This is a genomic window from Oribacterium sp. (assembly GCF_057249185.1).
The window spans coordinates 1-24,086 of sequence record NZ_DBHIGR010000012.1 but is presented as its reverse complement, the minus strand read 5'-3'; the positions used below and the strand labels follow the sequence as shown (position 1 = coordinate 24,086).

Here is a 24,086-nt window from a genome sequence, read left to right as displayed (position 1 = left end):
ATGGAGAAGATTGGAGAAGAAAGCTTAAGGAGATAGTGATGAAGAAGAAGGATCTGATCAATTTTGAAGGAAAATGGAAGGGAAAAGAAAAAGATTCTAACGGCTTTGGGGGTAGAGAAATGCAATTTCTGGAGCTGGCGGAACGACTTATTCTCTTTTTATTACTCCTGTGGCTCTTCTTAATTCCATTTGAGAATAGGGCCAGAGCGGCGGATTCCACCGTGGTGGAATCGGTCAGCATTGACTTTCAGAGTCAGTACGGAGATGCGGAGGAAATTATTCCTCCGGAGATCAAGGTGCTGGAGAATTATGTGGAAATTCGTTCCATCCAATATAGAAAAAATTTTGAATCCTGGGTACCGGCTCAGAAGGTAAGAGTGGAAGTGCTTTTGGGAACCAAGGACAACAAGGTATTTGCTGCAAATTTTAATAAGAGCAAAGTCAATGTTTCCGGTGCCAACTTTGTGGAGGCCAGTCCCAGAGGCTCAGAGCTTTTGCTGAAGCTGGATTATATTCCCCGCATGGTTTTGGGAAGAACCTCCCGCGCCGGTTGGAACAAAGCCCATACCATGGCGATTTGGAAAAAAGTGACCTATGCTCCTGCCTATACGGTGGTATTGTATGGGGACGATAAGAAGATTACCGAATTTACCAACGTAAAGACCACATTTTTGGATTTGTCCAAGGCGATGTCGGATTTACGAAAGACCTATTATTATGAGGTTAAGGCAACTCCCTCCACTGATGAGGAAAAGCAGTATATGAAGGATGGAGAGTTTGTCACCGCTTCCACAGAGGAATTGCAGGAACCGGAGGGGAGCAACCCGGTGAGCGCTTCGGAAAATGAGAAAAGCATCGATGATGCTTTGTTGGAAGGAAACGGCGTAGCCCCCAATTCCTGGCGTTATGTGGGAAGGCATTGGTACTTTATCGATGAAAACGGTAAAGTGAAAAAGGGCTGGCTGGAGCGTAATGGTGCTTGGTTCTTTATGGATCAGCAGGGGGTTATGCAAACCGGAATAACCAAAACCGGTGAAGACAAATATGCCTTTTTCAAGGAAGACGGCACCATGGCGGCAAACACTTGGTTACAGGTGAATCCGGAAACCTGGTATCTCTTCGGAACCGACGGCTATATGATTTTCGGCTGGTGGCAAAACAGCCGTGGCCAGTGGTACTATATGAATAAGGATTTGCAGGGAAAAATGCAGATCGGCTGGCTGTTAAAGGATCAGGAATGGTACTACATGGATAAGACCGGTGCTATGCAAACCGGCTTCCAGGTCATTAATGGAAAGAAATATTACTTTGACGGGCAGGGAAAAATGCTGAAGAACACCACTGTAGAAGGCGTGGTATTGGGAGCTGACGGCGCTGCCGCATAATAAAAAGCAAGGGCGAAAGCCCTTGCTTTTTCAATGGAAAAGAAGCTGTAAAAAATCGAAAAAATTTTCTAAGCAATATAGGTCTGAAACGGGGTACGCTCTCGCTAGCCTCGCCACATAGCAGTACTAACTTCAAGCTTCGCTTTGCTCGCTTTCAGTAAGTACTGATGGGCTCAGACTACCCCGCATTCAGACCTATATTGCCGAAAATTGCCTTGTTTTGATTTTTTTACAGCTCTTTTTTATTGAAAAATCTTCAAGTTTCGGGGAGGGAGACTTCTTTTTTCAGGCACGCTCCCACTAAGCTCGAAGCACTACGTTTCCTTCGAGCAAGTACCGATGGCCTCACATTGCCTTCAAAAAGAAGCACTCCTCCCCTCTGTCGAAATACCTAGAAGTGCTAATGTGAAAAAGGAAATCCTTCCGACGAAATGGAGAAGCTTGATTTTTCCATGGAAAAGCTTCAGCTTTCAGGAAGGGGAGGATGATTTTAAGCTCTTCCCGGTCATAGAATAAAGTAAAGCAGGAGAAGTACTCCTTTTAAATGAATGTGTGACGTAGATGCTTGTGAGCAAAATCATTTAATCGTTCTTTCTTGGAGGTATACCGATATGCAGTAACGCAGGAGAAGTACTCCTTTAAAGGCAATGTGAGGCCGTCGGTACTAAGCACTAAGTGCTTTTCTTAGTGCTTAGTACCGCTACGAGCCGAGCTTAGCGAGAGCGTGCCTGCAAAGGAGTACTACTCTCTGCGTTACGTATTATGTATCACCTCCCTGCAAAAGGAGTCTTACTCCCTGCTTTACGCAGCCTACACTGAAAAGGAGTCCTACTCCTGCTTTACATTACATTAATTCCTTGTAAAGATTTATAAAACCCTCCCATCTTGCCGATAAAAGAAAAGATAGTGCAAATAGAACTGGAACAAATGACGTTTCACCATATATTTTACAGGAAAAGGGTAAAGATTTAGATGGCAAATGGAATTTCAATCTTAAATGGCATTCAGAATCAGAATGCTGTGCAGGCACAGTCTGCGCTGAATACAAAAACACAGAGCACAACAGGAACTTCTTTCGCCTCCGTAATGCAAAATGTGCAGAAGCAAAAGTCCGTGCCTGCAGGTGCGGCTAAATATGATGCCATTTTTGAGGAAGCCAGCAGAACCTATGGGGTATCCAAGTCTCTTTTGATTGCGGTGGCCAAGGCGGAGTCAAACTTTAATCCTAATGATGTTTCTCATGCAGGAGCTTCAGGAATCATGCAGCTCATGCCGGGCACTGCCAAGAGTCTGGGAGTAAAGAATGTTTTCGATCCCTATGAAAATATTATGGGAGGAGCGAAGCTGTTACGAGATAATATCAAAAGCTTCGGTTCCGTACCTTTGGCTTTGGCTGCCTACAATGCAGGCCCCGGTGCGGTGAAAAAATACAATGGAGTGCCTCCCTATAAGGAGACTCAGAACTATGTAAAGAAAATCATGGCTGATCTGGGGGATTCCGCGTACAATGTAAAAAGTAATTATTTCGGACAGGGCAGCAGCACAAGCAGCTACGGAAGCTCTTCAAACAGTATTTCCGCAAACAGTTTGCTGTCTACAGGGGGCTTGGGGGCTTTAACAGGTTCTTCCAACAACCTCTTTTCCGGTCTGGGATTATCCGGAGGTCAAAATGTGCTTTTCTCCGGAGTGCTTCAGTCTATTCTTAGCAATGCGCTTTTAAATTCCGGCAGAGAAGCGGCAGCGGGAGACGGAGCGGACAATGGTACGGTAACACTGGATAAAAAGAGCTTTCAAAGCTTAGTTTCTCTATTACAAATGCAGATGATGATGCCATCCCGTATCGGGGAAATTTCGGATTGATCAAATGCTGTTCATTTAAGGGAGTAGAATGATGGTATTACGAGATTGCAATAGAGGCATGGTTCATTGGCCGGAGGAGGATAGAAACCTTCCGGTGGATGTGGAATTACAGGGAGAGGAAATCTTTCTCTACTTTAAAGGCTATAAGTTTCAAGACAGCCGTTTTGTTTCGGAAATAGATTTTTATGATAAGCAGCAGGGGATGATTGTAACCCTTGCGGAAGTTGTAATGAAAAGAAATCCGGCCTTTCCGGACAGCCCTTATCCCTGGATGGGCATTTGCGATGTGAAGGAAGTACTTCGGGTAGTACAGCGGCAAAACGATGTGCGCGTATCCGTAGCGATGGAGCTTCCCTTTGTAAAAGAAGGAGAAGGGGACGAAGAGGTACATTTTTTCGGCATTATCCGGAATTTAAGTGCAGGGGGAATCTTTATGGAGACCCGGGAAGCCTTGAAGGAAGATGATATTGTTCATTTCCGTTACCGCTTTGACAAGATGGATAGAGAGTTAAAGCTGGTGGTGGTTTGGGTAAAGACCAATGATCGGGGAACCTACGGTTATGGACTTCGCTTCCTCCGGATGAGCTCCGGAGAGGAGTCGGAGGTGCGAAATCATGTGTTCCGACTGATTTTTGAGCATGCCAGAAAAAGAAAAAAGGATGAGTAGGGCTTTTCGAAAAGCCGCCAAGGAAGGAAAAAGATGATGCTCTTTAGTAGCATGATGCAGGAAAAATGAAAGGAAATCTTTGGAGCGATGCGTAAAAGCAGCCGCTCCTTTTGTTGATTTTTGCTTGATTTTAGAAGAATATTCCGGAGCTTACCGGAGTAGCTCTTGAGAATAGTAGGCTTAGCTAAGCAATTTGAAGCATTGCCTTAAGATATGGAAGCATTACTGAAAAAGTAAAGATATCGCTACTGCATGCTATTGAGCGAAATAGCTTCGGATGCATTATGGAAAAGGTATAAGGGTATCTTTTTAGGAGGAAGAAATTGGAATTTCAAAATGAGTTTTTTTTAGATGAAGTGAGAGAGGGCTTTTATGTTCCGGGACTCATGAAGCGGGCCTGGGCGGCAGAATTACAGCTTCTCTCTTTTTTGGACGGATTTTGTAAGAAGAATCAAATTTCTTATTTTTTAGATTGCGGTGCTTTACTTGGAATAGTTAGGCATAAGGGATTTATTCCTTGGGATGATGATTTGGACATTTCCATGTATCGAAAGGATTTTAGACGTTTGGCAGCTTGTATTGAGGAAGAGCTACCGGAAGAAATTGGCTTTTATTATGTAGGCAAAGATAGAGTGACAGCCAGTTCTATGGCTGCCATAGGGATGAAGTCTCCAAGCTTTAATCCGGAAAAGCAGGAATTTTTTAAGCAATTTCCCTTCTATGTAGGAGTAGATATCCGTATTTTGGAAGATGTTTTAGATGATGAGAAGGAAGAGGAACGCAAAAAGATATTCTATTATCTGGCTTCTTTATTAAAGGCTGTAGAAGAAGACAAAGAGTTGAATTATGCTCAATTATGTCGGAAATGGAAAAAAGAGCTTGCTGATATTCGAGAGGCAATACATCACTTTCTAGAGCCTTATGGAATAGGAAACCTGATGCTATTTCCAAAGGATGGCAAGTCTTTTATGGGAGAAATCTATTATGCTATGGACAGTTTATATAGCTTTGTAGAGGATCGAGATACAAAGTATGTGGCTTGGGGGCCGGATTATGCCTTAAGACGTAAGGGGAGGATGAGAAGGAGCTGGTATTTGGGAGATGCATGCAGGAAACTATCCCTTTATGGACAAGAATTTTCAGCTCCTTCAAATTTGGAGGAAGTTTTGAAAGAGGAATATGGAGATTATCTTATTCCGAAGCAAAATTTAGGAGGACATTTCTATCCCTTTTATAAAGATTCAGAGAAGTACTTTCACCATAGTCTTGGAGACAAGGATCCTTATCGATATTTCTTTTTGGAAGAAGATTTAAGAGACAGTAAAAGAAATAATGTACGCAGTATGATCCTGGAAAGTTTTGCCGGCTTGGAACGGTCTTGGAAGAATGCTTTGGAAAAGAGGCCAGATGGCGAAGAACTAAAGTTCCTATGCCAAAAATCACAGGAAGATGCTTTAGCGATAGGAAATGCTATTGAAACAAGAGGAAGTTTTCCTTCGGTGAGTTTACTGGAAAGCTTTTGCAATATGGTTTTTCGACTTTATGAATGCGTGGCAAAAAAAAGCTGTAGCGAAGAATATATTTTCTCAGAAGAGTTGCCTGAAAAAAAGAGAGAGGATCATTATCATGATGAGACGACAGCTAAGATATATCAAATTCTAAAGACGATAGAGAATGCTAAGGAACAATTTCAGAAGGATTGGAAGATACGAGTGGTATTTTTAGCCTATTCTTACTCCCGTTTTGAAGAAAGTTTGGCCGCAGATTTTCAAAAGATACTGGAAGGGGAGAAGATGGATGCCTACCTTCTTCCTGTACCCTATGGCTTTAAAAATGTTAAGGGAGAGCTTAGGGAAAGAATATATGAAGGGAAAATATTTCAGAAGAAATATCAAATCTTGGATTATGAAAGCTTAAACTTGCAGAGTTTACAGGCGGATATTCTAGTGACACCTGTGGCCTTTGATTACGTGAATCCGGTTTTTTCTTTGGATCCCTTCTATGATACTAATAGGATAAAGGAATTCACCCCTAATTTGATTTATTATCCAGATTTTATAGTGGAAAGGGCCAAAGAAGGAGAGGAGAAATCTCTGTATAATCAGCGCTATTATATACCGTTGCCGGGAATTGCTCACTGTGATTTCACTATTCTTCCTAAGGAAGATATGATTAAGGGATATCTTCACTACTGGAGAAAAAATGTTTTTTCACAAGCCAATGTGGAGTCTTATGAGAAGGCGTTAGAGAAAAAACTTCTTTCCATAGAGAGTTTTCAAAAAAGCTTTGACGAAGTTGGAGAAGGAGAAGCTTCTGTTTTTGAAAAATTATTATCTGAAATAGTACATAAGGAATATATAAAGGGAAAAATTATAGAATAAAGGAGATATCATGGAATTTAATAAAGATTTTTTTGAGGATGAAATACGAAACGGTTTTTATATCCCGGGGATTATGAAACGATGTTGGGCAGCGGCTATAGAAATTTTGCTGGAACTGGATAGAATCTGTAAAAAATATAATATTTCTTATTATATTGATTACGGTACCTTAATAGGTGCGAAACGACACGGTGGATTTATTCCTTGGGACGATGATATTGATATTTCCATGAATCGAGAAGACTATAATCGTTTTGCAGAGGTGGTAGAAAAAGAGATTCCACCGGAATTGAATTTTAATTCCCTTGAAAAGAGCAGAGATTATGGCAACGTTATAGCATGCTTGGGATTCCATGATGTAAGTTTGGATGATAAACGATTAAGCAAATATCATGAGTTTCCTTATATGATTGCCATAGATATTTGCATAAATGATTCTATAGCTAAAAATGCAGAGCTGGAAAAGTTGAGAGAGTCAAAGATTATTGTTCTGGCTCAGCTGGTAAAAAAAGTACTGGACGGAGAATGTTCAGGAAAGCATTTTGAAAAAACCTTGAAGCTCGTGGAAAGTAAATTGCAGGTTCACTTTAACCGAAAAGAAGAATTAAAGCCTCAGGTTTATCGCTTATTGAATAAATATTGTAAGGAGTTTGAAGGGGAAAAGGGAAGAAAGGATCTTTATGCTTGGATTCCCGGTGCCTTACAATTCAAGCAATATTATTATCCGCAGGAAGACGTATTTCCCCTTTCTTCCATTAGTTTTGAAGGGGTTTCTTTTCCTGCGCCTAAAAATGTAGATAAGATTTTAAGAATTGAGTATGGGGATTATACAACACCGAACGTATCAGGAGGGGCCCATAATTATCCCTATTTTCATCGATATGAAAAAAATTTAATTGACATAGCGGGAGGAGAGGATAAATGGCATTTCCGTTACCGTTTTAAAAAAGAAGATTTGGAACACGAGAAAAAAGAGAATATTAGAGATATGGTTTTTTCCGTTCTTCGTTCTTTGGGACAGCAAGAAGAGGCGATGAAAAGTAGAGAGGAGGATTATAGCTTTTTACAAAATACGTTGGCAGATATACAGAATACAGCGCTAACTATAGGCAATACGATAGAGCAACGTTTGGGAGAGAACACGGAAACAGTGGCTCTTTTGTCTCGCTATTGTGAGATTTTATTCCAGGCATATGAAAAGGCTCGGCAGGGCGAATCTCCCAAAGCAGAATTGACAGATTTAAAAGAAAAGCGTTTAGAATGTGAAAAAACACTGGAAAAAGAATGGAAAAAAACCATGCTCATTCTATTGGATAAAGCGAAGCATTTCTCAAGTATTGAAGGCTTTTATCGGAAAATGCGAGAAAGAGAAGATTGGGAAGTACTCTTAATGCCCATTCCATATTGTTATCGAAAGGGCAACGGAGCTTTAATGGAAGAAGAAATAGATTTGGAGAATTTTCCCAAATCCTATACTTATGTAGATTATAAAGCTTATGCCTTTGATGTCATGATGCCGGATTGTATTGTAATCAATAGCCCTTATGACTCTAATAATATGGTGCAGAGCATAGATCCTTTCTTCTATAGCGAGAACATGAAGAAATATACAAAAAACCTGGTCTATATTCCCTGGTTTGTGACAAAGGAAATCGAATGGGCGAACGAAGAAGATGGGAAGGCCATCGTTATGATGGATTATTATGTATGCCAACCCGGAGTAGCCCATGCGGATCATAGCTTTGTGCAATCCGAAACTGTACGAAAAAGCTATATAGAAAAGCTGGTTGAATTTACCGGAGAAGAATGTAGAGCAGTATGGGAGAAAAAAATTATTGCTGCAGGCTCTTGTTTATTAGGACAAGAGGAGGAATTAACAAGGCATATATTGTCGTGTATAGACGGATAAGATAGCCGAAAGTAAAATTTTACACTCTGAACCGTACCCATTATAAAAAGTCAATATTTCTTTTCTCGTCTTTAACAAACTTATGAAAGAAGGGAAAATCGCCGAAGAGTAAAACATAGAGAGTAAAAAAATCAGATGTCTAAAGGAATAGATAAAGGAGTGGAAAATGGAATTTCCAAGAGAATTTTTTTATGATGAGGTAAGGAACGGATTTTATATCCCCGGAATTATTAAAAGGATTTGGGCGGCACAGCTGGAAATCTTAGCAGTGATACAAAAAATATGCAAAAAGCATAAAATTCGTTATTATGCGGATTTTGGAACTCTTCTTGGGGCAGTAAGAGAAAATAATTTCATTGCCTGGGATGATGATTTGGATATTATGATGCTGCGGGATGATTTTGAACGCTTTGTAAAGGTTGTAGAAAAGTCCCTCCCTAAGGAGCTGAAGTTTACGGCAGTGGAAATAAATAAGGATTCTTGCAGTTTTATTTCTGCTGTCGGACTTACGGAAATGAAATATAGAGATAAGGTTTTACGAAAATATCATGAATTCCCATATCCCACAGCAGTGGATATCTTTGTGGTAGATGAGTTAGCAAAGGATCCTGAAGATGAAGCCTACAGAATGGAAGTCTTATCCATGTTGGGGACTATGCTGAATGGTATTGTTAATAAAAAGGAAAATACAAAAATTTTTCAGAAGGAACTAAAAGCAATTGAGGACTTATTACAGATAAAATTTGACCAAAAAAAGCCCTTGGAAGGACAGTTCTATGCCATTATGGACAAAGTTTTCCAGGAGTTTAACGGGGAAGGCGGAGAAATGCTGGCTTGTATGCCTTTTAGAATGATTCATAAGGATGCTTGTTTCCCCAAGTCCGCCTTTACAGAGACTACTTGGGTTCCATTTTGTAACACAGAGCTTCCCATACCGAAAGATTATGACAGTGTTTTGAAAGCTAAATACGGGGATTACCATAAGACAGTAAAAGCCGGAGGCGGCCATGATTATCCTTGTTATAGAGAGTATGAGGATCTCTTAAGGAATGCATTAAAGGACAAATGGAATTTCGATTATCATTTTTCAGAGGAAGACTTACAGCATAAGAAAGAACCTAATTTCCGAGATATGACACTGGAAACTTGGGCTTATCTGGAGCAAAAAAATAAAAAGATTTTTGAAAATTTCATGGCAGGTGAGTTTGCAACATGTTTGCAACTTATGGGACAGATGCAGGAGGAGGCTATTGCATTCGGCAATGCTATAGAGGTCAAATGCGGTGAAGGAAGTGAGACGGTATCTTATTTGGAAAAATACTGTGAAGCTCTATATCATTCCTACCAGGCTTTAGAAAAGGCTCTGCCTTTGCAGGAAAAAGCTAAGGAGAAAAAGGGACCCGCGGGAGATTTTCCGGCTGCATTATGGAAGGATTTACAGAATATTGTACAAAAGCCAAGTTCCTACCTAAAGAAAGTTAAATTAGCGATAGAAAAAGAATTGAAAAGAGTGGTTCTGTTTTTACCTACTCGAGTGGAACAACTTAAGAGCTTTTTGCCTCTGTATGAGGCGCTTTCTCAAATGGAGGATGTGGACTGTAAAATCATGCCGATTCCTTATTTCGATCGCCTGGGCACCGGTGAGCTTTCGGATATGCATTATGAGGGAGAAGAATTTCGAAAGCAATGCTCCGTTACAGATTATAAAGACTATGATTTTGCTTCAGAGCGTCCGGATTGTGTCGTGATGCATTCTCCTTATGATGAGTTCAACCAGGTTCTTTCCGTGGATCCGTTTTTCTTTAGTAAAAATCTAAAAAAGTATACTAATAAATTGGTCTATATACCGGCTTTCGTGACTGATGAGATTGATCCCAAGAATGAGGAAGACGGAAAAGCGTTTGGAAATATGGATTTCTATGTGACGGTTCCCGGACTCTTCCACGCTGATTTTACCATTGTGCAGTCAGAAAACATGAAAAAAGCTTATTTGGCTAAAATTGCACAGTTCACGAATTCCGAGGTGCGGAAGCAAATGTCCAAGAAAATTTCCGGTGCAGGTTCTTGTCTTTACGGAGATGATGAGGAAAAGGGAAGCAAGTCTGTAATTTCCGTATTTCGAAGATTTTTAATGAAAAAGGAAGAGATGTAGAGGGTATAAAAAATCAAGAAAATACTTGAGTTTAAAATAAAAAAGAAAATCCAAAGAGGTTTTTTAAAGATAGATTGGAAAAGGAAAAGAAAAAGGAGATAAGGATGAAGGCCTTAATTTTAAATTCCGGCAAGGGTAGCCGTATGGGAGATCTGACCAAGACTCACCCCAAATGTATGACGGAAATTGCCAGCATGGAAACCATTATCAGTAGACAGCTTCGTCAGGTGGCGGAGCAGGGGATTTCCGAGGTAATCATTACCACAGGTCCCTTTGAGGAGAAGCTGATTCACTATGTGGAAAGTCTTGGGCTCCCCTTAAGCTATACCTTTGTGCGGAATCCCAATTACGAGAATACCAATTACATTTATTCCATGTATTTGGCGAGAAAGTATCTGGAAGACACGGATATTTTGCTTATGCACGGAGATTTGGTGGTGGAAAACGATGTGTTTTTCTCCTTTTGTGAAACCGAAGGTTCTTTGATGGCGGGAAGTAAGACGAAAGAGCTTCCGGAAAAGGATTTTAAGGCAGTGGTGGAGAATGACCGGATCCAAAAGATAGGAATTTCCTATTTTGAACAGGCCTTTGCTGCCCAACCCTTATATAAATTTGAAAAAGAGGACTTCGGAAAATGGCTTTCTGCCATTGTGGCGTTTTGTGAATCCGGTGATGAGGAGAAGACAAGACTATATGCAGAGGAAGCTTTAAATACTGTCTTAGAGCATATTCCCCTCAATTTCTATGATGTTGGGAATAAGCTCTGCCAGGAAGTAGATAATCCGGATGACTTAGCAGTGGTATCCAATATTTTATCGGAAATCAAAAAGCGCACCGTATACATTTGCTTTTCCACGGACATTTTGCATAACGGACATTTGGCTCTTATCAAAAAAGCAAAGCGTCTTGGAAGAGTAATTGTAGGCGTGCTGAAGGACGAAGTGATTGCTTCTTATAAGCGCTACCCCTTAGTGCCTTTTTCCGAGCGAAAGGCCATGTTTGAAAATATTTCCGGAGTCTATCAAGTAGTAGAACAGTCCAGCCTATCCTATAGGGAAAATCTGGAAAAATACCGGCCGGATTATGTTCTTCATGGAGATAACTGGAAGATTGGTTTCCAAAAGCCCATTCGAGAAGAGGTTTGCAGTGTTTTGGCAAGCTACGGAGGAAAGCTGATTGAACTTCCCTACCATAAAGAAGAAAAGTACGCGGAGCTGGAAAAAAGAACCAAGGCGGAGCTTTCCATGCCGGACGTAAGAAGAGGCAGACTGAAAAAGGAGCTGGAGCTAAAGGGCTTGGTTACCGCCATGGAGGCTCATGACGGTCTTACCGGTTTGATTGTAGAGCAGACCAAGGTGTACAAGGAGGGAGGAGCCCATCAGTTTGACGCCATGTGGATAAGCTCTCTCTGTGATTCCACCGCTAAGGGAAAGCCGGATATTGAGCTTGTGGATATGAGTTCCCGTTTCAGAACTATTGAGGATATTACCGAGGTTACTACGAAACCCATTATTTTTGACGGAGACACAGGCGGAATCAAGGAGCACTTTGTATATACCGTGCGAAGCCTGGAACGTCTTGGGGTATCCATGGTGATTATAGAGGATAAGACGGGACTGAAGAAAAATTCTCTCTTCGGGACAGAGGTGGAGCAGACACAGGACAGTATTGAGGCTTTTTCCGAGAAAATCCGGGCAGGAAAGAATGCCCAAAGAACCAAGGACTTTATGATTTGTGCCAGAATCGAAAGTTTGATTTTGGAAAAGGGTATGGAAGATGCTTTAGAGAGAGCTTTTGCTTTCCGAAAGGCAGGGGCGGATGCTATAATGATTCATAGCAGAAAGAAGGATCCCACGGAGATTTTTACCTTTGTGGAGCGTTTCCGGGAAAAAGAGAAAGATTGCTATATCGTTGTGGTACCCACCAGCTTTAACAGTGTAAAGGAAGAGGAATTTAAGCGAAGAGGAGTCAATGTGGTGATTTATGCCAACCAACTGATGCGGGCTACCGTGCCGGCGATTCAGAAGGCGGCCACCTTGATTTTGGAAAAGGAAAGAGCAGAGGAATGCGACAGCATGCTGATGCCCTTCCAGGACATTATCCGTTTAATTCCGGAAGAAGATTAGAGGAATTATCGGAAGAGATGCCACAGAGAAATCTTTGGCATCTCTTTTTATAAGTCTTAATGCGTATCATAGGCGTTTCCTTGGGGAATCTCGTTTTTATGAGCCTCTGTAGGTGGCTTGTGATATTTTATATCGATGTAGTATGTAACAGCGTGAATGAGAAAGGGATTAATGAGCAATGACCAAAGCGGAAATAGAGAATCAAATTGTACTGGGAAAGGAAAATCTAAAGGAAGAGTTGAAAAGCTTTTTTCAAGAACATTCCTTCCGAAGAATCTTTCTGGTGGCAGGAAGCTCCTTTCCCAAGCTTCCCATCGGGGAAGAATTACAGGAGCTTTTTTCGGAGCTTTATATTGCTTTTTATCATTTTTCCGATTTCCGGGCCAATCCCCGATTGGAGGAGGTGGAAGAGGGGATTAAGGCCTTTTCCGCCTTTCGCGGAGACAGTATTTTAGCGGTTGGAGGAGGCTCCGCCTTGGATACGGCAAAGTGCATTAAGCTTTTTACAGGCTTATCCAAGGATAGACCGTATTTGGAACAGGAATTTAGAGAGAATGATATTCCTTTGTTGGTACATCCCACCACGGCGGGAACCGGTTCGGAAAGCACTCCCTTTGCGGTAATTTATCAAGATGGAGAAAAATGCTCTGTGGAGCATGAGAGCATTTACCCGAAGTATCGTATAGAGGATGCAAGAAGTCTAAGAAGCTTACCTCTATACCAGAAGAAGGCTACCCTCTTGGACGCTCTTAGCCATGCCATGGAAGCGATTTGGTCAAAGTATAGCAATGAAGACAGCAGAGCTTATGGGCAGAAGGCCATTACATTAATTTTATCGAATTATAAAGCATATCTTTCTTTGGAAAATGAAAATAATGCAAAAGCTCAAGGAAAAGCCTCTTCAGTGGAAGACTCTTCGCAGTCGGTTTTGGAGTCTATTGCTGAAGCTGCCAATCTTGCGGGGAAAGCTATTGCGGTGACAAGAACCACTGCCGGTCACGCCTTATCCTATAAATTGGGGAGCATCTATCAGCTTCCCCACGGATTGGCCACCGCCATGGTAAACCGTGCGCTTTATCCTTTTATGTGTAGGGAAAAAAGTCGTATGACAGATCCGGAAAACCTGCTGTTTTTGGCAAAATGCTTTTCGGCAGAAACGGAAGAAGAGGGGGCAAAGCGTTACCTAGAAATTTTGGAGGACTTGGAGATTCTTCCCAATCTTTCGGTAAAGGAGGGGGACTTGGAGAATTTAGTCGCAGCCGTGAATCCGGAAAGACTTTCCAATCACCCCATTGCGCTAAGAGAAGAGGACATAGGGCTTTTGTATAAGGAGATTTTGGGAATCAGGTAAGAAAGATTTTCTGGAAGCTGAGGAAAATCTATTCTTTTGCCTCAAGAAATTTCAATATTTTATGTTTCATGATGAAAAAGCAATAGCCAGAAAAGCAAAGAAAGCTTATGATAGAAATATAACAATAAATGACAGCTTAGTAGAGCAAGGAGGCCCCTATGAAGGTTGAGAGATTTTTAGAGTTGTGTCCGTCGGATTTTTTTGCCGGAGTTCCGGACTCCCAGTTAAAGGCTCTCTGTGATGAATTAATGGAAAAATACGGTACAGGGAGGCAACACCACATTGTAGCCAATGAAGGCAATGCTGTAGCGCTTGCAGCAGGATATCATCTGGCTAGCGGAAAAGTACCCATGGTTTATCTTCAAAACAGCGGAGAGGGCAATGCCATGAATCCCTTAGTGTCTTTGGCTTCGGAAAGAGTCTACGGGATTCCCCTTCTCCTTGTGATCGGATACAGAGGAGAACCGGGGGTAAAGGATGAACCCCAGCATCTTTTTCAAGGAGAAATCACACTGGATTTTTTAAAGCTATTACAGATTCCCTACTTTGTTTTGGAGAAGGAGAGCAAAGAGGAAGAATTAAAAAATGCTTTAGAGGGCTTTGCGAAAGAGTTTCAAAAGGGCAGACAGGCAGCCATTGTGGTAAAGAAGGGGGCTTTGGAGAAGGAGCACGGCTATCACTATAGCAATGCTTATAACTTTTCCAGAGAAGATGCTATCCGCTGCATCGTAGACTATACCGGAGATTCTCCCATTGTTTCCACTACCGGAAAAGCCAGCAGAGAGCTTTATGAGATTCGGGAAGAACGGGGTGAGGACCATAGCAGAGACTTTCTTACCGTAGGTTCCATGGGACATGCCAGTTCCATAGCTTTAGGAATTGCTTTGGAAAAGGAGAACGAAAGGATTGTTTGTCTGGACGGAGACGGCGCTCTTTTGATGCATATGGGGGCTATGGCAGTTCTTGGATCATCGGGGCAAAAAAATATTTTACATATCCTTTTAAATAACGAGGCTCATGAAACCGTAGGAGGCCAGCCCACCGTCTCTCCAAACATCGATTATGGCAGTGTGGCAAAGGCTTGCGGATACAGTAAATCCTATCTGCTAAGAAACCAAAAGAACTTAGAAAGAGTTCTTTTGGAGAGTGCCAAGGAAGAGGGACCAATTTTCCTGGAGGTTCGTTGCGCCATGCATTCTCGGGAGAATCTGGGAAGACCTAAGGAGAGTCCTAAAGAGAATAAAGAGCTGTTTATGAAGAAGCTGGAGAAGTAAGGGCTTGTGAAAAATCACAATATTTTTTACACAATATAGGTCTGAATTGGGGCACGCTCCCGCTAGCCTCGCCGCATAGCAGTACTAACTTCAAGCTTCGCCCAGCTCGCTTTCAGTAAGTACTGATGGGCTCAGACTACCCCTTTTCAGACCTATATTGCTAAAAAACGTTTAATTATCGGGATTTTTCACTGCCCCTTTCATTTCGTGCTATAATGTTGTCCGTAGAACTTTATTAAACTAATTTGGATAAGGAGGACAATATGACAAGAGAAGCGTTAAAGCAGGAAGTGGAGAGATTCTTAGAGGCTTATAGCCTATGCCCGGAGGGAAAGGCTGCAGCCCAGGCATATTTGGAGGCCTTCGGAACGGAGCATGAACAGGAAAAGGCAAAGGCTTTGATTCAGGAAATCAAAGAGGATATTACCAGTATCGATGATTTGATTGCCCTTGCGGAAAGTGAAGCCGGAAAAGCTATTTTCGGAGAAGAGGGAGCGAAGAATACTGCCGCTGCCGCAAAGGAAGCTAAGGCAAAGGGAGAGGATACCTGTATTTGCCCGGCCTGCCAAAGCGGAAAGATTCTCTTGGCCAATGAAAGAGAGATTATCGGATAAAATAATATACAGATGTAAAAAAGCGGGTCCTCGGACCTGCTTTTTCAATGGACAAAATCAATTCTAAAGATTCCGAAAAAGCACTTGCTAGAGGAAGGATTTCTTGCTATATTGTGTTGGCGTGTCTATTGCGACACAAGAATTTGTGTTTTGTGAGGAATATGAAGGGGCAAGGTTTTTCCAAGAAAAAGTGGCTGAAAGCCTTTTTTTATGCGAAAAAATAGAGCCGATACAGTAGTAGAGAAAGATGGGTGCTATGCAAACAATTATTAAAAGAGGCCTTTTGGAAGAGGACTATCAGGGAGAGAAGATTGAAAGAGCGATGGAAAAGGCCTTTCTCTCTGAGGGAATTTCTGTAGAGCAGGAAAAACTGCATTTTCTTTTGGGAAAGGTAGAGGAGAGCCTGGCAGAGAAGCATAGAGTTTCCGTAGAAGAAATTCAAAATGCCGTGGAAGAAGCCCTGATGCATAACGGGGATTACAAGGTGGCCAGAGCCTATATCCTGTATAGAGAGAAGAGAACTCTTTTAAGACATCTTCGCCAGAGAATCAAAGAGGAGATCGGAGACAATGAGATTGATGATGTACTTCGTCGTTGTCAAAAGGATTTTCCGGATTATGATTTGGCAAGACTTTCTGCAAAGTACCTGTCCCTAAGTAAGGGAGAGCAGGAGCTTAGCAAGCGTTTGGCTCTTCTTACCAGAGCGGCGGCGGAGCTTACCACCCAGGAGGAACCGGGATGGGAAAGAATTGCGGGAAGACTTCGTTCCTATCATTTCCATAAGGAATTAAAGAAGGCGGAGGAGAGCAGAAATCTCCACAGCTTTTATGATAAATTAGTTTATTTGACAGAGCAGGGACTTTATGGTGCTTATATTTTAGAGCACTATTCCAAGGAAGAGGTGGAGGAACTTGCCAAGTTTATTGATCAGAGCAGAAATGACCTTTTCGGTTATTCCGGACTGGACCTTCTTCTGTCTCGCTACCTGATTCGAGATCATCAGCATGTGGTTCTGGAAAGTCCCCAGGAAATGTATCTGGGTATCTCCATGCATCTTGCCATGAAGGAAAAGGAGAACCGTTTACAGTATGTAAAGGAGTTCTACGATATGATGAGCCTTCATCAGGTGACCATGGCTACCCCAACCCAGTCCAATGCCAGAAAGCCATACCACCAGTTAAGCTCCTGCTTTATTGATACGGTTCCGGATTCTTTGGACGGCATCTATCAGAGCATTTCCAAGTTTGCGGATGTTTCCAAATACGGCGGCGGTATGGGAATGTATTTCGGAAAGGTACGTTCCAGAGGCGGAAAGATTCGCGGCTTCGAGGGCGCCAGTGGCGGTGTCATCCGTTGGATTCGTGTGGTAAACGATACTGCAGTGGCTGTGGACCAGCTGGGAATGCGCCAGGGTGCGGTAGCTGTATATCTGGATGCTTGGCACAAGGATTTGCCGGAATTTTTACAGTTGAAGACCAATAACGGGGACGACAGAATGAAGGCCCATGACGTTTTCCCGGCAGTTTGTTATCCTGACCTATTCTGGAAGAAGGTGAAGGAAGATTTAAATCAGGAATGGTACTTAATGGATCCCCATGACATTTTCCTGGTAAAGGGCTACTGCTTAGAGGATTTCTACGGGGAAGAATGGGAGAGTCGCTACGAGGATTGTGTACGAGATAACCGCATCAGCAAAAGAGTTTATGTTTTAAAGGATTTGGTGCGTTTGATTCTGAAATCTGCCGTGGAAACCGGAACTCCCTTTGCCTTCTACAGAGATACCGTGAATCGCATGAATCCCAACAAGCATAAGGGAATTATCTACTGCTCCAACCTTTGTACGGAAATCGCTCAAAACATGAAGGAAGCGGAGATTTGTGAGCGGAAGGTAGTGACTAAGGACGGAGACGAGGTGATTGTCAGCACCGTTAAGCCGGGAGACTTTGTGGTTTGTAATCTGGCCTCCCTCTGTCTTGGCAATATTCCGGTGGAGAATCAGCCGGAGCTTGAGAGAATTACAAAAACCGTTGTCCGGGCTTTGGACAATGTTATCGACCTAAACTTCTATCCTGTGGCAGAGGCGGAGATTACCAACAAGCGATACAGAGCTATCGGTCTTGGGGTATCCGGTTATCACCACATGCTGGCAAAGCATCACATTGCCTGGGAGTCTCAGGAGCATCTGGACTTTGTGGATAAGGTTTTTGAAAATATTAACTATGCAGCGATTAAGGCCAGCAGTGAGTTGGCTAAGGAAAGGGGCTCTTACAGTGCTTTTGCAGGCTCAGAATGGGAGTCCGGAGAATACTTTAGCAGAAGAAATTACAACAGTCCTCGTTGGGAGAGTTTAAAGCAGGAAGTTTATGCGGGGATTCGCAATGCCTGGATTTTGGCTACCGCTCCCACCAGTTCCACCTCCATTTTGATCGGAACCTCTGCGGGCTTAGACCCCATTATGAATCGCTTCTTCTTAGAGGAGAAGAAGGGGGCAATTCTGCCCAGAGTGGCACCGGAGCTTTCTATGGATACCTACTGGTACTATAAGTCTGCCCATCAGATGGATCAGACCTGGTCCGTACGGGCAGCGGGCCTTCGCCAGAGACATATTGACCAGGCCCAGAGCTTTAACTTCTGGATTACCAATGAGTATAAGATGAGTGAGCTTTTGAACCTTTACACCCTGGCATGGGAATGCGGGGTGAAGACCATTTACTATGTAAGGTCCAAGGCATTGGATCCGGAGGATTGCGAGTCCTGCTCTGCATAATGGATTAATCGCTTCTCCTGTATATGCCGCTTAAGGCCTGCTGCGTTTCCTACTCGCCCCATGCGCCGATGCACTCGTGCTCCTTGCGAACTCGCTTCGCTCAGACACGCACCGCACTCGTTGCTAGCATGGGGCTCCTAACGGAAGCCTCGCAATGGCCTTATCGCGGCATATATAGAGGAAGTCTCGTAATGACCATATCGCGGCATATACATAGGAAGCCTCGTAATGGCCTTTATCGCGGCATATACATTCTGAAGCGTCAAAAAAATCTCCCTTATGCATAGAGACATTTATCTATAGAAAAATTGAACTATGGCTTTTCAAGGATAACAAAAAGAATGGATTACTCTACTGCTTCAATGCAGTAGGAAAGGAAATAGAGTATGGAAGAGATTAAGCGTAAGCCCTTATTTAACCCGGAAGGGGATATTGATGTTCGCAATCGTAGAATGATTAATTTCAATACGACCAATATCAATGATTTTAACAACATGAGATATGAGTGGGTGTCGGACTGGTATCGTCAGGCCATGAACAACTTCTGGGTTCCTGAAGAGATTAATTTAAATCAGGACAAGAGTGATTATCCCAAGCTTTCCGAGGCGGAAAGAAGAGCCTATGATAAAATCCTGAGCTTTCTGGTGTATTTGGATTCCCTGCAATCCGCAAATCTGCCCAACATTTCCCAGTATGTTACGGCAAATGAGGTGAACCTCTGCCTTTCCATTCAGACCTTCCAGGAGTGCATCCACAGCCAAAGCTATAGCTATATGCTGGACACCATTTGTAACCCTACGGAAAGAAACGACATTCTCTACCAATGGAAGACGGATGAGCATCTCTTACGGAGAAATGAGTTTATTGGAAACCTTTACAATGAATTTGTGGAGCAGCAGAGTAAGGACAGCTTCTTAAGAGTCTGCATTGCCAACTTTATTTTGGAGGGAATCTACTTCTATTCCGGCTTTATGTTCTTCTATAACTTAGGAAGAAACGGGAAAATGCCCGGTTCCGTTCAGGAAATTCGCTACATTAACCGAGATGAAAATACTCACCTTTGGCTCTTCAGAAATATGCTTTTGGAACTGAAGAAGGAAGAACCGGAGCTTTTTGATGAGGCTCATATTGCGGAAATTACCGAGATGGTGAAGAAGGGTGTGGAGCAGGAAATCGCCTGGGGTCAGTATGTTATCGGAGAATCCATTCCCGGTCTTAACGGGAAAATGGTGGAGGACTACATCCGTTATTTAGGAAACCTTCGTTATCGCTCTCTAGGCTTGCCCAATCTTTATGAGGGTTATGAGAAGGAGCCGGAATCCATGAAGTGGGTTTCCCAGTATGCGGATGCCAACATGGTAAAGACAGACTTCTTTGAGGCTCGTTCCACAGCCTATGCCAAGAGCACAGCCATTGAAGATGATCTGTAAAAATGATGGAAATCGTATTTCCGCTTATCCGGAAAATATGCTATTTTATTCCATAGAATAATTTAATAGGCATTATTAATTCTTTCTGAAATCCATAGAAAATCTTATAAAAAGCGGCTACTTTGACGAAAATCGAAGTAACCGCTTTTGTGTTAGAAGGAGGCATTTTGCATTCTCCTTTGCATTAGATAGAGATAGAGGGAAAGGCCGAAAAGGGAAAAGTGTGTTCGGCTGATATAGAGGCAGAAAAGGAAAGGAAGGAATGGAAGAAAAGCTATTTGTACGAAGAGATGATATACAGATTGGCATGCAGCTGGGTGAGTCGGTAAAAGACATTCGTGGAAGAGCCATGATTGAAAACGGCGTTTATCTGGATGCCTATCAGGTGCGCTATATCAAAGAAAAAAAGCTGCCGGGAATCTATATTTACCGGGTGCGAGATGATAAAGACATCAAAATTCCGGAGAAGACCAAGCAGATTATTCGTCAGCATAGAAAACCGGATCGTGCTAAAATTCAGCTTTCCGTGGAAATGAAGAAACAGCTGGAAGAAAGAATGAATCATATCTTCGACCACACGGAGGATAAGGATTTTGCAACCAACTCTTTAGATATTTTCGGAGAGCTGGAGTCAGCCATTTTCAAAAATGATGCGGTGGCGATTGATGTGAACCTCATTAAAATCAGTGATGAGTACACCTTTAAGCATAGTGTGGACGTGGCGGCCATTTCCATGATGATTGGAAGAGAATACGGCCTGCCGAAGGAAGAGCTTCACCAGCTTGGAATTGCAGGCTTACTGCACGATGTGGGAAAAGCCAGAATTCCCAATGAAATTTTGAATAAGCCGGGAAAACTGACGGATGAAGAATTTACGGTGATTCAGAACCACAGCCTATTCGGCTATGAAATCTTGAAGGAAAAGAACAGCTTTTCCCCCATTATTTTGGACGGCGTGCTACATCATCACGAGAAGATGAATGGAATGGGCTATCCGGACAACTTGGGCAGCAGCCAGATTTCCCTGTTTTCCAGAATTATTTCCGTGGCGGATGTATTTGATGCCCTGGTGACCAAGCGCCCCTACAAAGGACCGATTACCGGAAGAGAGGCCATGGAAATGGTCTTGGCTATGGGCTCCGAGTTGGACAATGCTATCATTCAAAGCTTTATTGAAAGCGTGATTCTCTATCCGGTGGATACCATTGTGGAGCTGTCCACAGGACAGATGGCCAAGGTGGTGGAAAATAACAAGCGTTATCCCACCAGACCTAAGGTGGTAGAGCTGCAGACCGGAATGGTTTACGATTTATGTCATGACATGGAATGCAACAAAATCATAGTTTTATAATATATAGAGGAAAAGGGATGGGAGAGTAGCTCCCGTCTCTTTTTCTGTTTTTAATGCATTGGAAATATGGAGAAAATCCACTTTTCTATGAATAGGTCCGGAAAAGGGGCAATCTGAGCCCGCCGGTACTTGCTGAAAGCGAAGCTTGAAGCTTAGTACCGATGCGTGGCGAGGTTAGCGAGAGCGTGCCCTCTTTCCGGACCTGTTCTATAGAAAAGAATGTGAGTGCTTATTATACATCCCTTTTCCTCTGTATATTTTAAATACTTTAAAGAGAAGAATTTTATGCTATACTAAATCGTAAAATGCTTTTTTCAAAAAAGCGGGGTCTAGTCCTTTGCAGTAGTAAGGGAGTTACAGGAGGCTTGGATGAAGAAATATGATGTAGCGATTGTTGGTGCAGGACCGGGAGGAATTTACGCGGCTTACGAGCTGATGAAAAAAAACAGTAAGCTTTCCGTGGTGGTTTTGGAAGCGGGACATAGCTTAGAAAAGAGACATTGTCCTATCGACGGAAAGAAGATTAAAAGCTGTATTTCCTGTAAAAGCTGTTCCATTATGAGTGGCTTTGGAGGAGCCGGAGCCTTCTCCGACGGAAAATACAATATTACCAATGACTTTGGGGGAACACTTTACGAATATATCGGAAAAGAGGAAGCTCTTTCTCTGATGCGTTATGTAGATGAAATCAATATGGAAAACGGAGGAGAGGGAACGAGACTTTTCTCCACCGCAGGAACAAAATTTAAGAAGCTTTGCATGCAAAATCGTTTAAAGCTTTTGGATGCTTCCGTTCGCCATCTGGGTACAGATATCAACTACGTGGTTTTGGAAAATCTTTATGCCAAGCTTAAGGATCAGGTGGAATTCCATTTTGATTGTCCGGTGGAAAAGGTGGAAAAGTTGGAGAAAGACGGCTTTCATCTCCATACCAAGAAAGAAGATTTCTATGCGGATAAATGCATTATCTCTGTAGGTCGTTCCGGAAGTAAGTGGATGGAAACGGTTTGCAAAGACATGAACATTCCCACCAAGTCCAACCGTGTAGACATTGGCGTTCGCGTGGAGCTTCCTGCCGTAATCTTCTCCCATTTAACCGATGAGCTTTATGAAAGTAAGATTGTTTATCGTACAGAACTTTTTGAGGACAATGTACGTACTTTCTGTATGAATCCCAACGGCATCGTGGTTAATGAAAATACCAACGGCATCGTGACCGTAAACGGACACAGCTACGAGGGAGAAGAACAGCATACGGAAAATACCAACTTCGCTCTTTTGGTGGCTAAGCATTTTTCCGAGCCCTTTAAGGACAGTAACGGATACGGTGAAAGTATTGCCCGACTTTCCAATATGTTGGGAGGCGGTGTAATCGTTCAACGTTTCGGTGATTTGGTGCGAGGAAGAAGAAGTAATCATAAGAGAATTGAGGAGGGACTGGTTCAGCCTACTCTTCAGGCGACCCCCGGAGATTTGAGTCTGGTGCTTCCAAAGAGAATTTTAGACGGCATTATGGAAATGATTTATGCCCTGGATAAGATTGCTCCCGGTACAGCCAATGAAGATACCCTTCTTTATGGAGTAGAGGTTAAGTTCTACAACATGGAAGTGGCATTGGATGAGCATTTGGAATCCTGTGTAAAGGGGCTCTATGTGATTGGAGACGGTTCCGGTGTGACCCATTCCCTTTCCCATGCCTCCGCATCCGGAATCTTCGTAGCCAGAGAAATTGCAGGCTAGTTATATAAAGCATAAAATTGCGACTGAGAATTGCAATAGATATAGTATCTAAGGAATTAAAAGTCTAAAAAAGACCGACCATGGGGCAGCGTTGCCTTGGTCGGTCTTTTGAATCTATTGATATGCTTTCAACTTTTCCCATATAGCTTTAGAAGCATATTTTTCTTTATCTTTATCCTTGTCGAAGAGGGGGCTTCCGAAGGGAAGAAGCTTTTCTTTCCAATAGTTTGCAAACTCCGCTCCGCTTTCTTTTTCTAAAAGGCTTTGATACAGCTTTGCAATTCCTTCGGATTGTAAAATCACATAATCGGAATGTACCGGAGCGGGCATAATCACATAATTTTCCGCATTCACAATGGCTTTTCCGTCTTCCTTATCTTCTAAATCAATTTCGGAAGTAACAAACCAAGGAATATAAATCAACTGTTTCGTACAAGACTTAAGCTTTTTGCTAAAAAAGGCCGGATCAAGCATAAAGCTTAAGTTATATTCATCACAGGGATCATTTATGAAAATAAGATCCGGAGAAATCTCCTTTAAATCGATAGTCCTAAAATCCAAAAGAGAAGGGTTGTCTTTTCCCAACTCATCTTCATATAAAGCATAGTCCCATTGTGCCGGAGAACAGCCTCCCAGCCCGTCTTTGTAATAATAAGGAAGGGGCATAAGGAAACAATCCACAGAGTCATCTTTATTTGCCTCTAAAAATAGCCCCCTCATGGACTCCCAGCGAGAGTAAAGGGAAGGAAGAAAAAACAGGCGCGGTTTTTGGGATTCTGACTTATTTTCTTCTTTAAAGATAGATAATACATTTGATCTTTTCTTTAAATCATTTTTATCGATAGAATATTCGTAGAAAAGCTTTCCCCCAATTCCATCCCTATAGGCCGATTCCATTTTGCGATACATGGGGTAATCATGATTTCCTCCGCCTTTTTTTATAGTTTCATAATCATAGTATCTTTCGGAGATGACTTTTATATATTCTTTTGGTGCAGGAAGCGCTAGAAATTCAAAATCCAAATAAACTTGTTCATCGTACCAATGTGCATTAAAAATGCCTTTACCTTGCCCTTGAT

At 42.4% G+C, this 24,086-nt stretch carries 14 protein-coding genes and 1 pseudogene; 14 read left to right on the top strand and 1 reads right to left on the bottom strand.

Annotation, left to right across the window (positions count from 1 at the left end):
* From ACO4PX_RS01590 to ACO4PX_RS01525, 14 genes are all read left to right on the top strand, one after another.
* Positions 1-1,385: N-acetylmuramoyl-L-alanine amidase family protein (locus ACO4PX_RS01590; protein WP_485571084.1), on the top strand; the 1,385-nt coding region annotated here is incomplete at its 5' end.
* Positions 1,386-2,357: 972 nt separating this feature from the next.
* A complete protein-coding gene (locus tag ACO4PX_RS01585; RefSeq protein WP_485546907.1) occupies positions 2,358-3,245 on the top strand; it encodes a lytic transglycosylase domain-containing protein in 888 nt (295 codons plus the stop codon).
* Between the two features lie 28 nt (positions 3,246-3,273).
* Positions 3,274-3,912 carry a PilZ domain-containing protein gene (locus tag ACO4PX_RS01580; protein WP_308579123.1) on the top strand — a complete coding sequence of 213 codons (639 nt, stop codon included), beginning with the start codon at positions 3,274-3,276 and terminating at the stop codon, positions 3,910-3,912.
* A gap of 323 nt (positions 3,913-4,235) precedes the next feature.
* The gene (locus ACO4PX_RS01575; protein ID WP_485571082.1) at positions 4,236-6,293 is read left to right on the top strand and encodes a LicD family protein; all 2,058 of its coding nucleotides are present in this window, start codon (positions 4,236-4,238) and stop codon (positions 6,291-6,293) included.
* 10 nt (positions 6,294-6,303) lie between these two features.
* Positions 6,304-8,202 (top strand): LicD family protein, encoded by a 1,899-nt coding sequence (locus ACO4PX_RS01570; protein WP_485571080.1) that lies wholly within the window; start codon positions 6,304-6,306, stop codon positions 8,200-8,202.
* A gap of 166 nt (positions 8,203-8,368) precedes the next feature.
* The gene (locus ACO4PX_RS01565; RefSeq protein WP_485571079.1) at positions 8,369-10,354 is read left to right on the top strand and encodes a LicD family protein; all 1,986 of its coding nucleotides are present in this window, start codon (positions 8,369-8,371) and stop codon (positions 10,352-10,354) included.
* 104 nt (positions 10,355-10,458) lie between these two features.
* Positions 10,459-12,480, top strand: coding sequence for a phosphoenolpyruvate mutase (gene aepX / locus ACO4PX_RS01560; protein ID WP_485571077.1), 2,022 nt, complete (start codon positions 10,459-10,461; stop codon positions 12,478-12,480).
* Between the two features lie 178 nt (positions 12,481-12,658).
* Positions 12,659-13,831: a phosphonoacetaldehyde reductase gene (locus tag ACO4PX_RS01555; RefSeq protein WP_485571074.1), complete on the top strand. Its 1,173-nt coding sequence runs from the start codon at positions 12,659-12,661 to the stop codon at positions 13,829-13,831.
* Positions 13,832-13,989: 158 nt separating this feature from the next.
* A complete protein-coding gene (aepY, locus tag ACO4PX_RS01550; RefSeq protein WP_485571072.1) occupies positions 13,990-15,105 on the top strand; it encodes a phosphonopyruvate decarboxylase in 1,116 nt (371 codons plus the stop codon).
* Positions 15,106-15,368: 263 nt separating this feature from the next.
* Positions 15,369-15,719, top strand: coding sequence for a hypothetical protein (locus tag ACO4PX_RS01545; protein ID WP_308579116.1), 351 nt, complete (start codon positions 15,369-15,371; stop codon positions 15,717-15,719).
* Between the two features lie 256 nt (positions 15,720-15,975).
* On the top strand, positions 15,976-18,486 hold the full coding sequence (locus tag ACO4PX_RS01540; protein WP_485571070.1) for a ribonucleoside-diphosphate reductase subunit alpha: 2,511 nt from the start codon (positions 15,976-15,978) through the stop codon (positions 18,484-18,486).
* A 386-nt stretch (positions 18,487-18,872) separates the two neighbouring features.
* Entirely contained in the window at positions 18,873-19,916 is a 1,044-nt protein-coding gene (locus ACO4PX_RS01535) for a ribonucleotide-diphosphate reductase subunit beta (protein WP_485550288.1), read from the top strand.
* Between the two features lie 262 nt (positions 19,917-20,178).
* Positions 20,179-21,267, top strand: a complete 1,089-nt coding sequence (locus tag ACO4PX_RS01530) for an HD-GYP domain-containing protein (RefSeq protein ID WP_485548935.1) — start codon at positions 20,179-20,181, stop codon at positions 21,265-21,267.
* A 369-nt stretch (positions 21,268-21,636) separates the two neighbouring features.
* The gene (locus ACO4PX_RS01525) at positions 21,637-23,007 is read left to right on the top strand and encodes an NAD(P)/FAD-dependent oxidoreductase (RefSeq protein ID WP_304070013.1); all 1,371 of its coding nucleotides are present in this window, start codon (positions 21,637-21,639) and stop codon (positions 23,005-23,007) included.
* Between the two features lie 114 nt (positions 23,008-23,121).
* Here the strand turns inward: ACO4PX_RS01525 and ACO4PX_RS01520 are convergent.
* Positions 23,122-24,086 (bottom strand): annotated as a pseudogene (locus ACO4PX_RS01520) (LicD family protein); the annotation flags it as partial.

Bases quoted from the DNA above. Each gene is read 5' to 3' on its own strand.
- ACO4PX_RS01585 (WP_485546907.1), top strand. From the start codon at position 2,358: ATGGCAAATGGAATTTCAATCTTAAATGGCATTCAGAATCAGAATGCT.
- ACO4PX_RS01580 (WP_308579123.1), top strand. From the start codon at position 3,274: ATGATGGTATTACGAGATTGCAATAGAGGCATGGTTCATTGGCCGGAG.
- ACO4PX_RS01570 (WP_485571080.1), top strand. From the start codon at position 6,304: ATGGAATTTAATAAAGATTTTTTTGAGGATGAAATACGAAACGGTTTT.
- ACO4PX_RS01565 (WP_485571079.1), top strand. From the start codon at position 8,369: ATGGAATTTCCAAGAGAATTTTTTTATGATGAGGTAAGGAACGGATTT.
- aepX (WP_485571077.1), top strand. From the start codon at position 10,459: ATGAAGGCCTTAATTTTAAATTCCGGCAAGGGTAGCCGTATGGGAGAT.
- ACO4PX_RS01555 (WP_485571074.1), top strand. From the start codon at position 12,659: ATGACCAAAGCGGAAATAGAGAATCAAATTGTACTGGGAAAGGAAAAT.
- aepY (WP_485571072.1), top strand. From the start codon at position 13,990: ATGAAGGTTGAGAGATTTTTAGAGTTGTGTCCGTCGGATTTTTTTGCC.
- ACO4PX_RS01545 (WP_308579116.1), top strand. From the start codon at position 15,369: ATGACAAGAGAAGCGTTAAAGCAGGAAGTGGAGAGATTCTTAGAGGCT.
- ACO4PX_RS01540 (WP_485571070.1), top strand. From the start codon at position 15,976: ATGCAAACAATTATTAAAAGAGGCCTTTTGGAAGAGGACTATCAGGGA.
- ACO4PX_RS01535 (WP_485550288.1), top strand. From the start codon at position 18,873: ATGGAAGAGATTAAGCGTAAGCCCTTATTTAACCCGGAAGGGGATATT.
- ACO4PX_RS01530 (WP_485548935.1), top strand. From the start codon at position 20,179: ATGGAAGAAAAGCTATTTGTACGAAGAGATGATATACAGATTGGCATG.
- ACO4PX_RS01525 (WP_304070013.1), top strand. From the start codon at position 21,637: ATGAAGAAATATGATGTAGCGATTGTTGGTGCAGGACCGGGAGGAATT.